13 protein-coding genes are annotated in these 14,016 nt (G+C 66.4%); 8 read left to right on the top strand and 5 right to left on the bottom strand.

Going from position 1 to position 14,016, the window contains the following annotated elements:
* Positions 1-99 precede the first annotated feature (99 nt).
* Entirely contained in the window at positions 100-714 is a 615-nt protein-coding gene (gene rsmD, locus U5771_RS06965) for a 16S rRNA (guanine(966)-N(2))-methyltransferase RsmD (RefSeq protein WP_322023289.1), read from the bottom strand.
* 202 nt (positions 715-916) lie between these two features.
* On the opposite strand from rsmD, the gene ftsY reads away from it, so the two are divergent.
* Positions 917-2,077, top strand: a complete 1,161-nt coding sequence (gene ftsY / locus U5771_RS06960; RefSeq protein WP_322023288.1) for a signal recognition particle-docking protein FtsY — start codon at positions 917-919, stop codon at positions 2,075-2,077.
* A gap of 96 nt (positions 2,078-2,173) precedes the next feature.
* Here ftsY and maiA read toward each other — a convergent pair whose 3' ends face one another.
* Positions 2,174-2,818 carry a maleylacetoacetate isomerase gene (gene maiA, locus U5771_RS06955; RefSeq protein ID WP_322023287.1) on the bottom strand — a complete coding sequence of 215 codons (645 nt, stop codon included), beginning with the start codon at positions 2,816-2,818 and terminating at the stop codon, positions 2,174-2,176.
* Positions 2,819-3,016: 198 nt separating this feature from the next.
* Between maiA and ybiB the strand changes: the two genes are divergently transcribed.
* Positions 3,017-3,991, top strand: coding sequence for a DNA-binding protein YbiB (ybiB, locus tag U5771_RS06950; protein ID WP_322023286.1), 975 nt, complete (start codon positions 3,017-3,019; stop codon positions 3,989-3,991).
* 394 nt (positions 3,992-4,385) lie between these two features.
* Positions 4,386-6,032, top strand: a complete 1,647-nt coding sequence (gene leuA / locus U5771_RS06945; protein WP_322023285.1) for a 2-isopropylmalate synthase — start codon at positions 4,386-4,388, stop codon at positions 6,030-6,032.
* Positions 6,033-6,175: 143 nt separating this feature from the next.
* Here the strand turns inward: leuA and U5771_RS06940 are convergent, their stop codons facing one another.
* Both U5771_RS06940 and U5771_RS06935 read right to left on the bottom strand, forming a co-directional pair.
* A complete protein-coding gene (locus U5771_RS06940; protein WP_059464474.1) occupies positions 6,176-6,559 on the bottom strand; it encodes a nuclear transport factor 2 family protein in 384 nt (127 codons plus the stop codon).
* Positions 6,560-6,604: 45 nt separating this feature from the next.
* Positions 6,605-7,174, bottom strand: a complete 570-nt coding sequence (locus tag U5771_RS06935; protein WP_322023325.1) for an acyloxyacyl hydrolase — start codon at positions 7,172-7,174, stop codon at positions 6,605-6,607.
* A gap of 362 nt (positions 7,175-7,536) precedes the next feature.
* Between U5771_RS06935 and rpoH the strand changes: the two genes are divergently transcribed.
* The 5 genes from rpoH (at position 7,537) to cydX (ending at position 11,988) form a co-directional block, all read left to right on the top strand.
* The gene (gene rpoH, locus U5771_RS06930) at positions 7,537-8,472 is read left to right on the top strand and encodes an RNA polymerase sigma factor RpoH (RefSeq protein WP_059464472.1); all 936 of its coding nucleotides are present in this window, start codon (positions 7,537-7,539) and stop codon (positions 8,470-8,472) included.
* A gap of 328 nt (positions 8,473-8,800) precedes the next feature.
* Positions 8,801-9,073 (top strand): cytochrome oxidase putative small subunit CydP, encoded by a 273-nt coding sequence (cydP, locus tag U5771_RS06925; protein WP_415859392.1) that lies wholly within the window; start codon positions 8,801-8,803, stop codon positions 9,071-9,073.
* Positions 9,063-10,643: a cytochrome ubiquinol oxidase subunit I gene (locus U5771_RS06920; RefSeq protein ID WP_322023284.1), complete on the top strand. Its 1,581-nt coding sequence runs from the start codon at positions 9,063-9,065 to the stop codon at positions 10,641-10,643. The genes cydP and U5771_RS06920 overlap by 11 nt, the downstream gene beginning before the upstream one ends.
* Before the next feature lie 31 nt (positions 10,644-10,674).
* On the top strand, positions 10,675-11,811 hold the full coding sequence (cydB, locus tag U5771_RS06915; RefSeq protein ID WP_322023283.1) for a cytochrome d ubiquinol oxidase subunit II: 1,137 nt from the start codon (positions 10,675-10,677) through the stop codon (positions 11,809-11,811).
* Positions 11,812-11,865: 54 nt separating this feature from the next.
* Positions 11,866-11,988 (top strand): cytochrome bd-I oxidase subunit CydX, encoded by a 123-nt coding sequence (cydX, locus tag U5771_RS06910; protein WP_124615840.1) that lies wholly within the window; start codon positions 11,866-11,868, stop codon positions 11,986-11,988.
* Positions 11,989-12,202: 214 nt separating this feature from the next.
* Here the strand turns inward: cydX and nagE are convergent, their stop codons facing one another.
* Positions 12,203-13,972 carry an N-acetylglucosamine-specific PTS transporter subunit IIBC gene (nagE, locus tag U5771_RS06905; protein ID WP_322023282.1) on the bottom strand — a complete coding sequence of 590 codons (1,770 nt, stop codon included), beginning with the start codon at positions 13,970-13,972 and terminating at the stop codon, positions 12,203-12,205.
* Between the last annotated feature and the right edge of the window lie 44 nt (positions 13,973-14,016).

Here is a 14,016-nt window from a genome sequence, read left to right as displayed (position 1 = left end):
GTCATCACGCCAACGGGGTGGCAGCCGTGCGACGCGCACGCCACTGCCGAGATGGGCATGCGTCGCCTTTGCAGCGCGCCGCCTCGTATGGAACGCGCATTATTCATCATTTTCGCGCCGCAGCAAATGATAGTGAACCGCGCCTGCCTTGCCGTGCTTCACCACCTGCCAGCCGGCCAGCATTTCGTGCGCGGCCGGGTCGAGCTCCGCCCCCGTCTCGACGTACAGCGCGCCGTCCGGCGCGACGAGCGGCGCCGCCAGCGCGATCGCGCGATCGAGCACGGCCGACTCGCCGAACGGCGGATCGAGGAACACGACGTCGAACGCACCCGGGGTCAGCCCGGCCGCGAGCCGCAGCGCGTCGGCTTCCGCAACCTCGACCGAGCGTGCGCCGAGCTTGTCCTTGATCGCGCGCAGTTGCTGCGCCGCGCGCGGGTGGCGCTCGACCATCACGACACTCGTCGCGCCGCGCGACGCGGCCTCGAACCCGAGCGCGCCGGTGCCCGCGAACAGGTCGAGGCAGCGCCGGCCTTCGAGATCCTGGCCGAGCCAGTTGAACAGCGTCTCGCGCACGCGGTCGGGCGTCGGCCGCAGGCCGTCGAGATCGAGCACGGCGAGCGGCGTGCGTTTCCAGTCACCGCCGATGATGCGGATCGTGTGCGGCTTGCCGCGGCTGGAGGGGGCCGCCGGGCGGCCGGAAGAGGAACGGGACATACGGAATATCGACAACGGAGGGACCGGGTACGCACGCGGGCGCACCGCCAAACAGGCGCACGTTACCACAGCGGCGGCACCGGCTGACGCGAGTGCCTCGCCGCACTGATAAAATGCACGGTTTCGGCCGCCGTGCGCACGCGCGACGGCCCCTCCGGCGCTCCGCCCCGGCGGCGCCCCGCCCTCTTCCCGACGTCAGACCATGTTCAGCTTCTTCAAACGATTCAAGAAAACGCAGGAGCCCGACTCCGCGGAATCGCAATCGATCGACGCGCCGCAACCGGACGAACCGTCCGACGCGCCCGCCGCCGACGCCCGCCAGGCAATCGAAGCGCCGCAAGCCCCCGTGCAACCGCAGCCGGCCGCGCCGGCTGTCGTGATGACGGTCACGCCGACCAACGACGGCAGCGACGAAGTCGTCGAAGCGGTCGAGATCGTGCCGCCGCCGACACAGGACGCTTCCGCGAAGAAATCGTGGCTCGCGCGCCTGAAGTCGGGGCTCGCGAAGACGGGCTCGAACATCACCGGCGTGTTCGTCAACACGAAGATCGACGAGGACCTGTACGAAGAACTCGAAGCCGCGCTGCTGATGTCCGACGCCGGCGTCGATGCGACCGAGTACCTGCTCGGCGCGCTGCGCGAGAAGGTGCGCGCGGGCCGGCTGACCGATCCGCAACAGGTGAAGGGCGCGCTGCACGACCTGCTCGTCGAACTGCTGACGCCGCTCGAGAAGTCGCTGATGCTCGGCCGCGCGCAGCCGCTCGTGATGATGATCACGGGCGTGAACGGCGCGGGCAAGACGACCAGCATCGGCAAGCTCGCGAAGCACCTGCAGAGCTTCGACCAGTCGGTGCTGCTGGCCGCCGGCGACACGTTCCGCGCGGCGGCGCGCGAACAGCTGGCGGTCTGGGGCGAGCGCAACAACGTGACGGTCGTCCAGCAGGAAAGCGGCGACCCGGCCGCGGTGATCTTCGACGCGGTCAGCGCCGCGCGCGCGCGCAGGATCGACGTGATGATGGCCGACACGGCCGGCCGCCTGCCGACGCAGCTGCACCTGATGGAAGAGCTGAAGAAGGTGAAGCGCGTGATCTCGAAGGCGCACGACGGCGCGCCGCACGAGGTGCTGCTCGTGATCGACGCGAACACGGGCCAGAACGCGCTCACGCAGGTGAAGGCCTTCGACGATGCGCTCGGCCTCACGGGCCTGATCGTCACGAAGCTCGACGGCACCGCCAAGGGCGGGATCCTCGCCGCGATCGCGCGGCAGCGCCCGGTGCCCGTCTACTTCATCGGCGTAGGCGAAAAGGTCGAGGATCTGCAGCCGTTCAGCGCGGTGGAATTCGCGGACGCGTTGCTCGGCTGAACGCCGCCGGTCCGCACCGCTCGGGGCGCCTTCGGGCGCCCTTTTTCATGCGCGGCCGTCAGCCATTAGCTGGCGGCTCCGCGGCGCCATTCGACGTCATTCCGCGTCGGGCTGCACGCCGGGCTCGGCGGCCTTGAACGCATCGAGCGTCGACGCATGATCGGCGATCCGCTGGATCGTCGGAAAGCGCGTCGTGTCGATCGAGAAACGGTTCGCGTTGAACACCTGCGGCACGATGCAGATATCGGCGAGCGTCGGCGTGTCGCCGAAGCACAGCTTGCCGGTGCGCGGATCGTTCGCGAGGCGCGTCTCGAGCGATGCGAAACCCGCCTCGATCCAGTGCCGGTACCATTCGTTCTTCGCTTCCTCGGGCACCTTCAGCGTGTGCTTCAGGTACTTGAGCACGCGCAGGTTGTTCAGCGGATGAATCTCGCACGCGACCTGCAGCGCGATCGCCCGCACATACGCGCGGTCGACCGGCTGCTGCGGCAGCAGCGCCGGTTCGGGATGCGTTTCCTCGAGATATTCGATGATGGCGAGCGATTGCTGCAGCGTGGCATCGCCGTCGATCAGCGTCGGCACGACCGCATCCGGATTCACCGCGCGATACGCGTCCTTCAGTTGCTCGCCGCCGTCGCGCAACATGTGCACGGGGACCGTGTCGTACGGCAACTGCTTCAGGTTCAGGGCGATCCGCACGCGGTACGACGCGGAACTGCGGAAATAGCTGTAGAGCTTCATGGGATGTCTCTCTTTTGGTCGTATTCGGCCGGCAACGGACCTGCAGCGCACGCGCAGCACCGCCGGGAACCCGAGTTTAGCGCGCCGCGCGGCGGCGGCGCGCGCGGCCGCGCTTGGGCGAGCCGCACCCGTGCGATACTCGGGGCATTCCTTACCGCTCACCGCGCGGCCCGATGCCGGCCGCCGCCCCACGCCCCGATGACCGCTCCCCACGACTCCGCAGCCTCGCCGTTCCCTTGCGCCCGCTTCATCAAGGAAATCGGCCGCGGCCCGCACGGCGCACGCGCGCTGTCCGCCGAAGACACGTTCGAGCTCTATCGCGCGATGCTCGCCGCGCGCGTGTCGGACGTCGAACTCGGCGCGATCCTGATCGCGTATCGCCTGAAGGGCGAAAGCGCCGACGAACTGGCCGCGATGCTCGCCGCCGCGCAGGCGTCGTTCGAGCCCGTGCACGTGCAGGATGCCGCGTTCCGCCCGGTGTCGATCCCGAGCTACAACGGCGCGCGCAAGCAGCCGAACCTGGTGCCGCTGCTCGCGCTGCTGCTCGCGCGCGAAGGCGTGCCGGTGCTCGTGCACGGCGTCGAGCGCGATCCGGGCCGCGTGACGAGCGCGGAGATCTTCTCGGCGCTGTCGATCGCGCCGTCGACGTCGCACGACGCGATCGAGGACACGCTCGCGGAGCGCCGCGTCGCGTTCGCGCCGATCGAAGCGCTGGCGCCGCGCATCGCGCATCTGCTGTCGCTGCGCGGCGTGCTCGGCGTGCGCAACTCCACGCACACGCTCGTGAAGATCCTGCAGCCGTTCGCACCGGCCGGGCTGCGGCTCGTCAACTACACGCATCCGCCGTACCGCGACAGCCTCGCGCAACTGTTCCGCGATCATCCGGACGCCGCGCTCGGCGGTGCGCTGCTCGCGCGCGGCACCGAAGGCGAAGCGGTGGCCGACACGCGGCGCCAGGTGCAGGTCGACTGGCTGCACGACGGCGTGTGCGACACGCTGATCGAGCCCGAGCGCTCGTCGAGCGATGCGCCGCCCGTCGCGCTGCCCGAATCGCGCGACGCGGCGACCACGGCCGCGTGGACGGACGCCGTGCTGCGCGGCGAAATTCCGGTGCCCGACACGCTGGCGCGGCAGGTCGCGACGATCGTGCGGATCGCCCGGATCGCGGCGTGACCGATCGCCCGGGCCGGCATGCTGTCGCGCCGGCCTTTCAACCGACCATTTGACACGCGCACGCATCCTGGCATAGAGTTGTCGCCATGCGTTCCTTTCCGAACACCCTCCGAATTACCTCCGGCCGCCTAACGCGGTCGCTATCGCTACGACTAGCCTAAGGCTGTCTTAGCGCCGTGTGCTGTCCGCACGGTCCCTCCCTGCAGTTCCTCGCAGCACCCTTCTCGCAGTTTTTACAATCCGAAGTCGTCAGCATTCGTCCGTCTATCCGTCGGTCGATTCGCGAAGATCATCCGCATCCGCAGCGCGTTTCCGGCGCCACGGTGCGAGGCAGCGCCAACCGTCGCCCATGCCGCCCGTCTTCGCTCGCGACTTGAGACCCGAGGTCCAGAAGATGAAGCGCAACCCGCAAGACAAGTACCGTCCGTTCGAACCCGTCCGCATCAATGGCCGCCGCTGGCCGACCCGCACCATCGAGCGTGCGCCGGTCTGGATGAGCACCGACCTGCGCGACGGCAACCAGTCGCTGATCGAGCCGATGAGCATCGAGCAGAAGCTGGAATTCTTCGACATGCTGGTCGCGATCGGTTTCAAGGAGATCGAAGTCGGTTTTCCGTCGGCGTCGCAAACCGACTTCGATTTCGTCCGCAAGCTGATCGACGACAAGCGCATTCCCGACGACGTGACGATCGAAGTGCTCGTGCAGTCGCGCGAAGACCTGATCGCACGCACCTTCGACGCGCTCGAAGGCGTGCCGCGCGCGATCGTGCACCTGTACAACGCGATCTGCCCGTCGTTCCGGCGCATCGTGTTCGGGATGTCGAAGGATGACGTGAAGGCGCTCGCGGTCGAGGGCACGCGACTCATCAAGGAACACGCGGCGGCCCGCCCGGACACGCACTGGACCTACCAGTACTCGCCGGAAACCTTCAGCATGACCGAGCTGACGTTCGCGCGCGAAGTGTGCGATGCGGTCGCGCAGGCGTGGCGGCCGACCCGCGATCACAAGATGATCGTCAACCTGCCGGCGACCGTCGAAGCCGCGAGCCCGAACGTGTTCGCCGACCAGATCGAGTGGATGGACCGCAACCTCGCGTATCGCGACAGCATCGTGCTGTCCGTGCATCCGCACAACGATCGCGGCACCGCGGTCGCGGCCGCCGAACTCGCGCTGCTCGCGGGCGCCGACCGCATCGAGGGCTGCCTGTTCGGCAACGGCGAGCGCACCGGCAACGTCGATCTCGTCACGCTCGCGCTGAACCTCTATACGCAGGGCATCGACCCGGGCCTCGATTTCTCCGACATCGACGCGGTGCGCCGCGTGGTCGAGCGCTGCAACCAGATTCCGGTGCATCCGCGCCATCCGTACGCGGGCGACCTCGTGTTCACCGCGTTCTCCGGTTCGCACCAGGATGCGATCCGCAAGGGCTTCGCGCAGCAACGCCCCGACGCGGTGTGGGAAGTGCCGTACCTGCCGATCGACCCGGCCGACCTCGGCCGCAGCTACGACGCGGTGATCCGCGTGAACAGCCAGTCCGGCAAGGGCGGCGCGACGTTCCTGCTCGAACGCGGGATGGGCTTCACGCCGACGCGACGCGTGCAGATCGAATTCAGCCACGCGGTGCAGACGCTCGCCGACGCGTCCGGCGAGGAAGTGACCGGCGACGCGATCTGCGCGCTGTTCGCCCGCGAATTCTTCGAGACCGACGGCCCGGCCGAACGCCACGGCGAAGGGGCACGCTGGCAAAACCGCGACATCGCGGGCGCACCGCCGGCCGACGCGACGCCCGAAGACGCCGTGCAACGCGTGGCCGCGGCCTTCGCGACGGCGGCCGGCGCAGCGATCGACGTCGCCTCGTGCGAACACGCGCGCACGACGGACGGCCGGATCGCGGTATCGGTCGGCTGCCGGGTCGGCGATGCGCCGCTGCGGCATGGCGTCGGGGTGCACGACGATGCGGCAAGCGCCGCGCTCGATGCGGTCGTCAGCGCGATCAACCGCTCGGCCTGGCATTGCGCCGACCACCGCGCGGCGGCCTGACCGCCAGGTTTCGCTTCAGGGTTCGAACGTCAGCGAGCGGTGCGTGACCGCCCGTGCGCCGCGCGATCCGCGTCGCACGGGCCAACAAAAAGCGGCCCGGAAGGCCGCTTCGGTCGGGACACGAAAACGAGCGCCACGCGCGCTCATGTCTCGGTCGCGCATCGCGTCGCCTGCCATGCCAGCAGGCGCCACTGCCCCTGCTCATGGGTATGGACGGCGGTATAGGCGATCGGAAACACCAGCCCGCCGTTGTTCGTTTCCATCTCGATCAGCGCGCGCCCGGTGACGACACAGGTTGCGTCACCGACGGGCAGCAGGTCCTGCGACTGGATTTCGATCTGACGATAGCGGCGGCGGCCGGCGACGATGGCGTCGATGAACTGCTGCTTGGTTTCGCGTTTGCCGTTGGTGTGCACGAAGAACACCTTGTCCGACAATTGCGCATCGAGCGCCTCGCCGTCTCCGTCGACCATCGCCCGGAACCGATCGCGCTCGAGTGCGCGAATCGCATCGACCACCTTCGCCATCGCCTGACTCCTCGGCAACGCGCCCGCCGTGCGCGGGCGTGCGGATCAGAAGTTGTACTGCACGTAGAACTGGTGGAAATTTATACCAGGATTCGGCTCTTTGATACCCGCGTTAGACACATGTTCGAAACGGTAGCCGACCTGATACTGTTGCCGTTGGCCGAACTGCACGCCGACGCCTGCGGTCGGCGCGAACTGGAATGCCGTCGACAGCGAGAAATTGTTCGAGATGGTCGGGTGCGTCAGAAGCCGGACGCCGCCGCCGGCTTCGATGAACGGGCGAACCTCTCCCGCGCTCTTGATGAAGCGGAACATCGGCGTCACCCCGAATTCGCCGATGCTGCTGTGGACGTTGCCGCCCGTGTGCCAGTAGCCCACGTGCCCTTCGACGACGAACGCGAAGTGCCAGCCGCCGATTTCCCACCAGTTCCAGCCCGGATCCCACACGACGCCGAGATCGCCCTTGTCGATCCCGTGGCGATCGGAAAACCCGCCGCCCGCCTGGATCCCCCATCGATCCGCCAACGCGGCACCCGATCCGCCCAGCAACGACGCCGCCAGAAATGCCTGCAGCGCAAGCCGGCTACGCGGCCGGCGATTCTTCTTATTGTTCATCTGACACTCCAACTTTGTGGGTTGAATGGAGCCTTGCCGCAGCGGCCGGGCCCGAGCGAACTGAATGGTATGGTAAAGGACTTTTCGGATCGGCATCACGAAGCGAAATTGTTTGCTTCCAAAACGACAAAAATCGAAATCGTCTACTGATTACCATCAGAAACAAGGGCTTACGGAACTTCCTCCAGCCAGCCCGGTCGCAAATTAGACTATCGGCTCGACAAGTTCGATAGAATATCGGGAACTTGGATGCCCACGCATCCTCTAAGGAATTAGCACTCGGATTACGGGAGTGCTAAGATGGGCCCCGGAATCTCATCCGAGACTAGGGGTTTGTCCCTGATTCCAAAGGAGTTTTTTTAGTGAGCCACGCCCTGACCCTTCCGAACACCCTGAGCCCGACGCCGGCCAAGGCCGAATCGGCAGGCTCGCTGGCGCTCGCAACTCAATCGATGTTGCCGGGCCAGCTTGGCAACATCGACGCGTATATCCAGGCCGTCAACCGGATCCCGCTGCTGACCGCCGAAGAGGAACGCCAGTACGCGACCGAATTCCGCGAAGACAACAACCTCGACTCGGCACGCCGGCTCGTGCTGTCGCATCTGCGGCTCGTCGTGTCGATCGCGCGCAACTATCTCGGCTACGGCCTGCCGCACGGCGACCTGATCCAGGAAGGCAACATCGGCCTGATGAAGGCGGTAAAGCGTTTCGACCCGGCGCAAAACGTGCGTCTGGTGTCGTACGCGATCCACTGGATCAAGGCCGAGATCCACGAGTACATCCTGCGCAACTGGCGGATGGTGAAGGTCGCGACGACGAAGGCGCAGCGCAAGCTGTTCTTCAACCTGCGCAGCCACAAGAAGAGCATGCAGGCGATGACGCCCGAGGAAATCGACGGCCTCGCGCAGGAGCTCAACGTCAAGCGCGAAGACGTGACCGAGATGGAAACGCGTCTGTCGGGCGGCGACATCGCACTCGAAGGGCAAGTGGAAGATGGCGAGGAGTCGTACGCGCCGATCGCGTACCTGGCCGATTCGCACAACGAGCCGACCGCCGTGCTCGCCGCACGTCAGCGCGACATGCTGCAGACGGACGGCATCGCGCAGGCGCTCGAGGCGCTCGACGCACGCAGCCGCCGGATCATCGAGGCGCGCTGGCTGAACGTCGACGACGACGGCTCGGGCGGCTCGACGCTGCACGATCTCGCGGCCGAGTTCGGTGTATCGGCGGAACGCATCCGCCAGATCGAAGCGAGCGCCATGAAGAAGATGCGCACGGCACTCGCCGAATACGCATAACGCCGCGATCTAGAGCATTTCACCCAAAACCGCTGCCTGACCGGCAGCGGTTTTTTTTCGTCTGTCGTTTCGCCTCTCTCTTCGCTTATTAATCGACCTTATTGATCGGGTATCGGGCGGATTCCGGCCCCTTCCGCATAACCTTGACCTGCATCAAGTTTCGACACGCACTTAGCGACGGTCTGCCGCAGCGCAGCACTCGGCATCGGAAAGCCGGCATTTTAAAATTGGCATGTCGGCTTAAAAGGATTAAAACAGCTTAACTGCCGTCATAAATCCGACGTAAAGTCACCCCAAAACCGATGTAAATCGATTCAGGATAATCGCCTTGATCTCGATCAATAAAGAGCCTGCGCCGCCTCCCCCGCAGGCCGCAGGCACCTGGCGTGCACGCATCGTCGCGTGGGCGCGCGGGCCGACCCTCATGCGCGACATCACGCTGGTGCTGATCGTCAAGCTGATCCTCCTGATGTCGCTCAAATACGCATTCTTCAATCATCCGCAGGCCGAGCACATGTCGCTGCCGCCTGCCGTCGTCGCCGAGAAGCTGCTCTCGGTGCCGGCGCCTGCATCTACCGAGGGAGACCACCATGATAAGTAGCGAAGTCGTCGATCTGTCACGTCTGCAGTTCGGCATCACGGCGCTTTACCACTTCCTGTTCGTGCCGCTGACGCTCGGCCTGTCCTGGCTGCTCGTCATCATGGAAGCCGTCTACGTGATGACCGGCAAACAGGTCTACAAGGACATGACCCAGTTCTGGGGCAAGTTGTTCGGGATCAACTTCGCGATGGGCGTGACGACCGGGATCACGCTCGAATTCCAGTTCGGCACGAACTGGTCGTACTACTCGCACTACGTCGGCGACATCTTCGGCGTGCCGCTCGCGGTCGAAGGCCTGATGGCGTTCTTCCTCGAATCGACGTTCGTCGGCCTGTTCTTCTTCGGCTGGAACCGCCTGTCGAAGGTCAAGCACCTGATGGTCACGTTCCTCGTCGCGCTGGGCTCGAACCTGTCCGCGCTGTGGATCCTGGTCGCGAACGGCTGGATGAACAATCCGGTCGGCGCCGAGTTCAACTACCAGACGATGCGCATGGAGATGACGAGCCTGTTCGACGTGCTGTTCAACCCGGTCGCGCAGGTGAAATTCGTCCACACCGTGTCGGCCGGCTACGTGTCGGCGGCGATGTTCGTGCTCGGCGTGTCGTCGTGGTATCTGCTGAAGAAACGCGACGTCGACTTCGCGCTGCGCTCGTTCGCGGTCGCGGCCGGCTTCGGCCTCGCGGCGACGCTCTGCGTGATCGTGCTCGGCGACGAATCGGGCTATACGACCGGCGAAGTGCAGAAGATGAAGCTCGCCGCGATCGAGTCCGAATGGGAAACGCAGCCGGCGCCCGCATCGTTCACGCTGATCGGCATCCCGAACCAGGAAGCGCAGCGCACCGACTACGCGATCAAGATCCCGTACGCGCTCGGCCTGATCGCGACGCGCTCGATCGACGAACCGGTGATCGGCCTGCGCGAGCTCGCGAAGCACAGCGAGGAGCACATCCAGAGCGGGATGGTCGCGTATGGCGCGCTGCAGAAGATCAAGCAGGGCGACACGAGCGAGGCGACCCGCGCATTGTTCGACCAGCACAAGCAGTATCTCGGCTACGGGCTGATGCTCAAGCAGTTCACGCCGAACGTGACGGACGCGACGCCGGAGCAGATCAAGGCCGCCGCGAAGAAGACAATCCCGCCGGTCGCGCCCGTGTTCTTCTCGTTCCGGATCATGGTGGCCCTGGGCTTCCTGTTCGTCGCGACGTTCGTTGCCGCGTTCTGGTTCTGCGCGCGCCGCGAACTGCTGCAGGACAACCGCCGCTGGTTCCTCCGCTACGCGGTGTGGGCGATCCCGCTGCCGTGGATCGCGATCGAATTCGGCTGGATCGTCGCCGAGCTCGGCCGCCAGCCGTGGACGATCGCGGGCGTGCTGCCGACGCACCTGTCCGCGTCGAGCCTGCAGCCGAGCGACCTGTACCTGAGTCTCGCCGGCTTCATCCTGTTCTACACCGCGCTGTTCGTCATCGAGATCAAGCTGATGTTCAAGTACGCGCGCCTCGGGCCGTCGTCGCTGCATACCGGCCGCTATCACCACGAACTCGCCGCAGCCGGCGAGCGTGCCGCGGTTTGAGCACGCCCCCGCAACGGAACAAGGAATCGCTATGGACTATGCAACTCTCAAGCTGATCTGGTGGCTGCTCGTCGGCGTGCTGCTGATCGGCTTCGCCGTCACCGACGGCTTCGACATGGGCGCGACCGCGCTGCTGCCGTTCCTCGGCAAGACCGACGACGAGCGCCGCATCATCGTCAACACGGTCGGCGCGACGTGGGAAGGCAACCAGGTGTGGCTGATCACGGCCGGCGGCGCGATGTTCGCCGCGTGGCCGCTCGTCTACGCCGCGTCGTTCTCCGGTTTCTACTTCGCGATGCTGCTCGTGCTGTTCGCGCTGTTCTTCCGGCCGGTCGGCTTCGACTATCGCAGCAAGCGGCCCGACCCGCGCTGGCGCGCGGGCTGGGACTGGGGCCTGTTCGTCGGCGGCTTCGTGCCGGCGCTGGTGTTCGGCGTCGCGTTCGGCAACCTGCTGCAGGGCGTGCCGTTCAAGTTCGACAGCGACCTGCGCGTGACCTACTACGGCGGCTTCTGGGCGCTGCTGAACCCGTTCGCGCTGCTCTGCGGGCTCGTCAGCCTCACGATGCTGGTCGCGCACGGCGCCGCGTTCATCAAGATGAAGACCGACGGCGTGATCGCACGCCGCGCGTCGATCGCGCTGCGCGTGTCGGCGCTCCTCGCGGTCGTGCTGTTCGTGCTGGCCGGCGTGCTGATCGCGTCGACCATCGGCGGCTTCCACATCACGCACGCCGCCCCGACCGACACGGTCGCGAACCCGCTGCTCAAGGACGTCGCCGCCGGCTCGGGCCTGTGGCTCGCGAACTACGGCGAGTATCCGTGGATGATCGCGGCGCCGGTCGTCGGGATCGCGGGCGGCCTGCTCGCGCTGCTGCTCGCCGGCTCGAAGCAGGAAAAGACGGCGTTCTTCTGCACCGGCCTGATGATCGCCGGCGTGATCCTGACCGCGGGCTTCTCGATGTTCCCGTTCATCATGCCGTCGTCGCTCGACCCGCGCAGCAGCCTGACCGTGTGGGATTCGACGTCGAGCCACATGACGCTGCAGGTGATGCTGTTCGCGGTGATCGTGTTCCTGCCGATCGTCCTGCTCTACACGAGCTGGGTGTATCGCGTGATGCGCGGCAAGGTCACGCATCAGTCGCTCGAAGAGAACAAGCACTCGATGTATTGAACCCGGCCGGGGCGCGCACGCGCCCTCGCCCACCGTTTCGCAAGGAGTCGGATCATGTGGTATTTCAGCTGGATTCTCGGTATCGGCGTCGCGCTGTCGTTCGGCATCGTCAACGCGATGTGGCTCGAAGCGCGGCAGAAGCCGCAGGAAGCGCCGGCACGCGCACGCCGCGACTGACGCCGCGCGGGCGGTGGATCGCACCGCCCGTGCCGTCCGGAACGAACCTCGCGTCGCGCGAGGTTTTTTTTCGTCCCGGCGATACGGCAACCCGTTGCCGTCCGCCGCGCCAACGAAAAACGGCTTGCGACGCATCGCAAGCCGTTTTCGTTTTACCGCCCGGCGGCCCGAACCCGCTACGCGGACCGGACCTGCCTCATCGCATCATGCCGGATCAGGCCGGTTGCGGGGCCGCCCCGCCGCCCGTCGACGTCAGGCGCGCGCCGAGCTGTTCCGCATAGCGTGCCGCCGCGTTGCCGCAGACGATGTGGAACGTGTCCGGCGACACCCATGCGACATCGAGCGCGCCGAGTCGAACGCGATCGACCGCCGATGCGTCACGCACGACGACACGCAGGCGCGTGGTCGCGATCGCGTCGAGCGCTGCCACGTTGGTCGCGCCGCCGAACACCGCGAGCCAGCGCAGCGGATCGGGATCCAGCGGACCGGCCGCCGCGCCCGTGACCGGCTGCGCGGCTGCAGCCGTGGCCGTCACTGTCGCCGCGCCACCGGCCGCACCGCTGCCGATCGCCGAACGCATCTCGTCGGCGATGATGTCGGCCTCGGGCCCGATGATCACCTGCACGCTGTTGCCGCCGCGCTTGAGCACGCCGCGCGCGCCGATCGACTTCAGTTCCGGTTCCGACACCTTCTCCGGATCGACGACGCTCAGGCGCAGGCGCGTCGTGCAGGCGTCGACGACCGTCAGGTTGCCCGCGCCGCCGAGCGCGGCGATGTAGCGCTGCGCTCGCGGTGCTGCCGCGGCAGCACCGGCCGCCGGTGCGACGAAGCCGCCCGATGCGTACGACTCGGTCGCCGCATCGGCCGAGGCCGGCTCGCGGCCCGGCGTCGCCATGTTGAACTTGCGGATGAAGAAGCGGAACAGTCCGTAGTACGCGACACCGTACGCGATGCCGAGCGGCACCGCGATCCAGCCCTTCGTCGACAGCCCGTAGTTCAGCACGTAGTCGATCGCACCGGCCGAGAACGTGAAGCCGAGCTTCACGCCGAGGATCTGGCAGATCGCGAGCGACAGCCCGGTGAGCACTGCGTGGATCACGTACAGCACCGGCGCGAGGAACATGAAGCTGAATTCGATCGGCTCGGTCACGCCGGTCAGGAACGACGTGAGCGCCATCGAGAACAGCAGGCCGCCGACCATCGCGCGGCGCTCCTTCGGCGCTTCGTGCAGCATCGCGAGACACGCGGCCGGCAGGCCGAACATCATGATCGGGAAGAAGCCGGCCATGAAGGTGCCCGCGGTCGGATCGCCCGCGAAGAAGCGATGCAGGTCGCCGTGCACGAGCTCGCCGCCGGCCGGCGGCGTGAAGTTGCCGAACACGAACCACGCGAGCGAGTTGATGATGTGATGCAGGCCCGTGACGAGCAGCAGGCGGTTCAGGAAGCCGAACACGAACGCACCGATCGCGCCCGCCGTCGTCAGCCACTGGCCGGCCGCGTCGATCATATGCTGGACCGGCTGCCACACGTAGCCGAACACGATGCCGAGTATCACGCACACCAGCCCGGTGATGATCGGCACGAACCGCTTGCCGCCGAAGAACGCGAGGTAGTCGGGCAGCTTGATGTCCTTGTAGCGGTTGTACAGCAAGCCCGCGACCACGCCCGCGATGATCCCGGACAGCACGCCCATGTTCAGCTTGGGATCGATGTCCTTCATGATCGCGGTCTCGATCAGATAGCCGATCGCGCCCGCGAGTGCCGCCACGCCGTTGTTGTCCTTCGCGAAACCGACCGCCACGCCGATCGCGAAAAGCAGCGGCAGGTTGTCGAAGATCGCGCCGCCGGCGTCGGCGATCATCTTGATGTTGAACACATCCGGCTGCCCGAGTCGCAGCAGGATGCCGGCGACCGGCAACACCGCGATCGGCAGCATCAGCGCCCGGCCCAGGCCCTGTATCTTCAGAAACGGATTCCCGTCCATTCAGTCCTCCAATCCATGTCTCGTCATTAAGCGTCGTTGACCTA

It is taken from the genome of Burkholderia sp. BCC1977 (assembly GCF_905339595.1).
Classification (GTDB): domain Bacteria; phylum Pseudomonadota; class Gammaproteobacteria; order Burkholderiales; family Burkholderiaceae; genus Burkholderia.
This window is presented reverse-complemented; position numbering and strand designations above follow the sequence as displayed.

Bases quoted from the DNA above. Each gene is read 5' to 3' on its own strand.
- ybiB (WP_322023286.1), top strand. From the start codon at position 3,017: ATGACCGCTCCCCACGACTCCGCAGCCTCGCCGTTCCCTTGCGCCCGC.
- U5771_RS06920 (WP_322023284.1), top strand. From the start codon at position 9,063: ATGATAAGTAGCGAAGTCGTCGATCTGTCACGTCTGCAGTTCGGCATC.
- leuA (WP_322023285.1), top strand. From the start codon at position 4,386: ATGAAGCGCAACCCGCAAGACAAGTACCGTCCGTTCGAACCCGTCCGC.
- cydB (WP_322023283.1), top strand. From the start codon at position 10,675: ATGGACTATGCAACTCTCAAGCTGATCTGGTGGCTGCTCGTCGGCGTG.
- ftsY (WP_322023288.1), top strand. From the start codon at position 917: ATGTTCAGCTTCTTCAAACGATTCAAGAAAACGCAGGAGCCCGACTCC.
- nagE (WP_322023282.1), bottom strand. From the start codon at position 13,972: ATGGACGGGAATCCGTTTCTGAAGATACAGGGCCTGGGCCGGGCGCTG.
- rsmD (WP_322023289.1), bottom strand. From the start codon at position 714: ATGTCCCGTTCCTCTTCCGGCCGCCCGGCGGCCCCCTCCAGCCGCGGC.
- cydX (WP_124615840.1), top strand. From the start codon at position 11,866: ATGTGGTATTTCAGCTGGATTCTCGGTATCGGCGTCGCGCTGTCGTTC.
- U5771_RS06935 (WP_322023325.1), bottom strand. From the start codon at position 7,174: ATGAACAATAAGAAGAATCGCCGGCCGCGTAGCCGGCTTGCGCTGCAG.
- maiA (WP_322023287.1), bottom strand. From the start codon at position 2,818: ATGAAGCTCTACAGCTATTTCCGCAGTTCCGCGTCGTACCGCGTGCGG.
- U5771_RS06940 (WP_059464474.1), bottom strand. From the start codon at position 6,559: ATGGCGAAGGTGGTCGATGCGATTCGCGCACTCGAGCGCGATCGGTTC.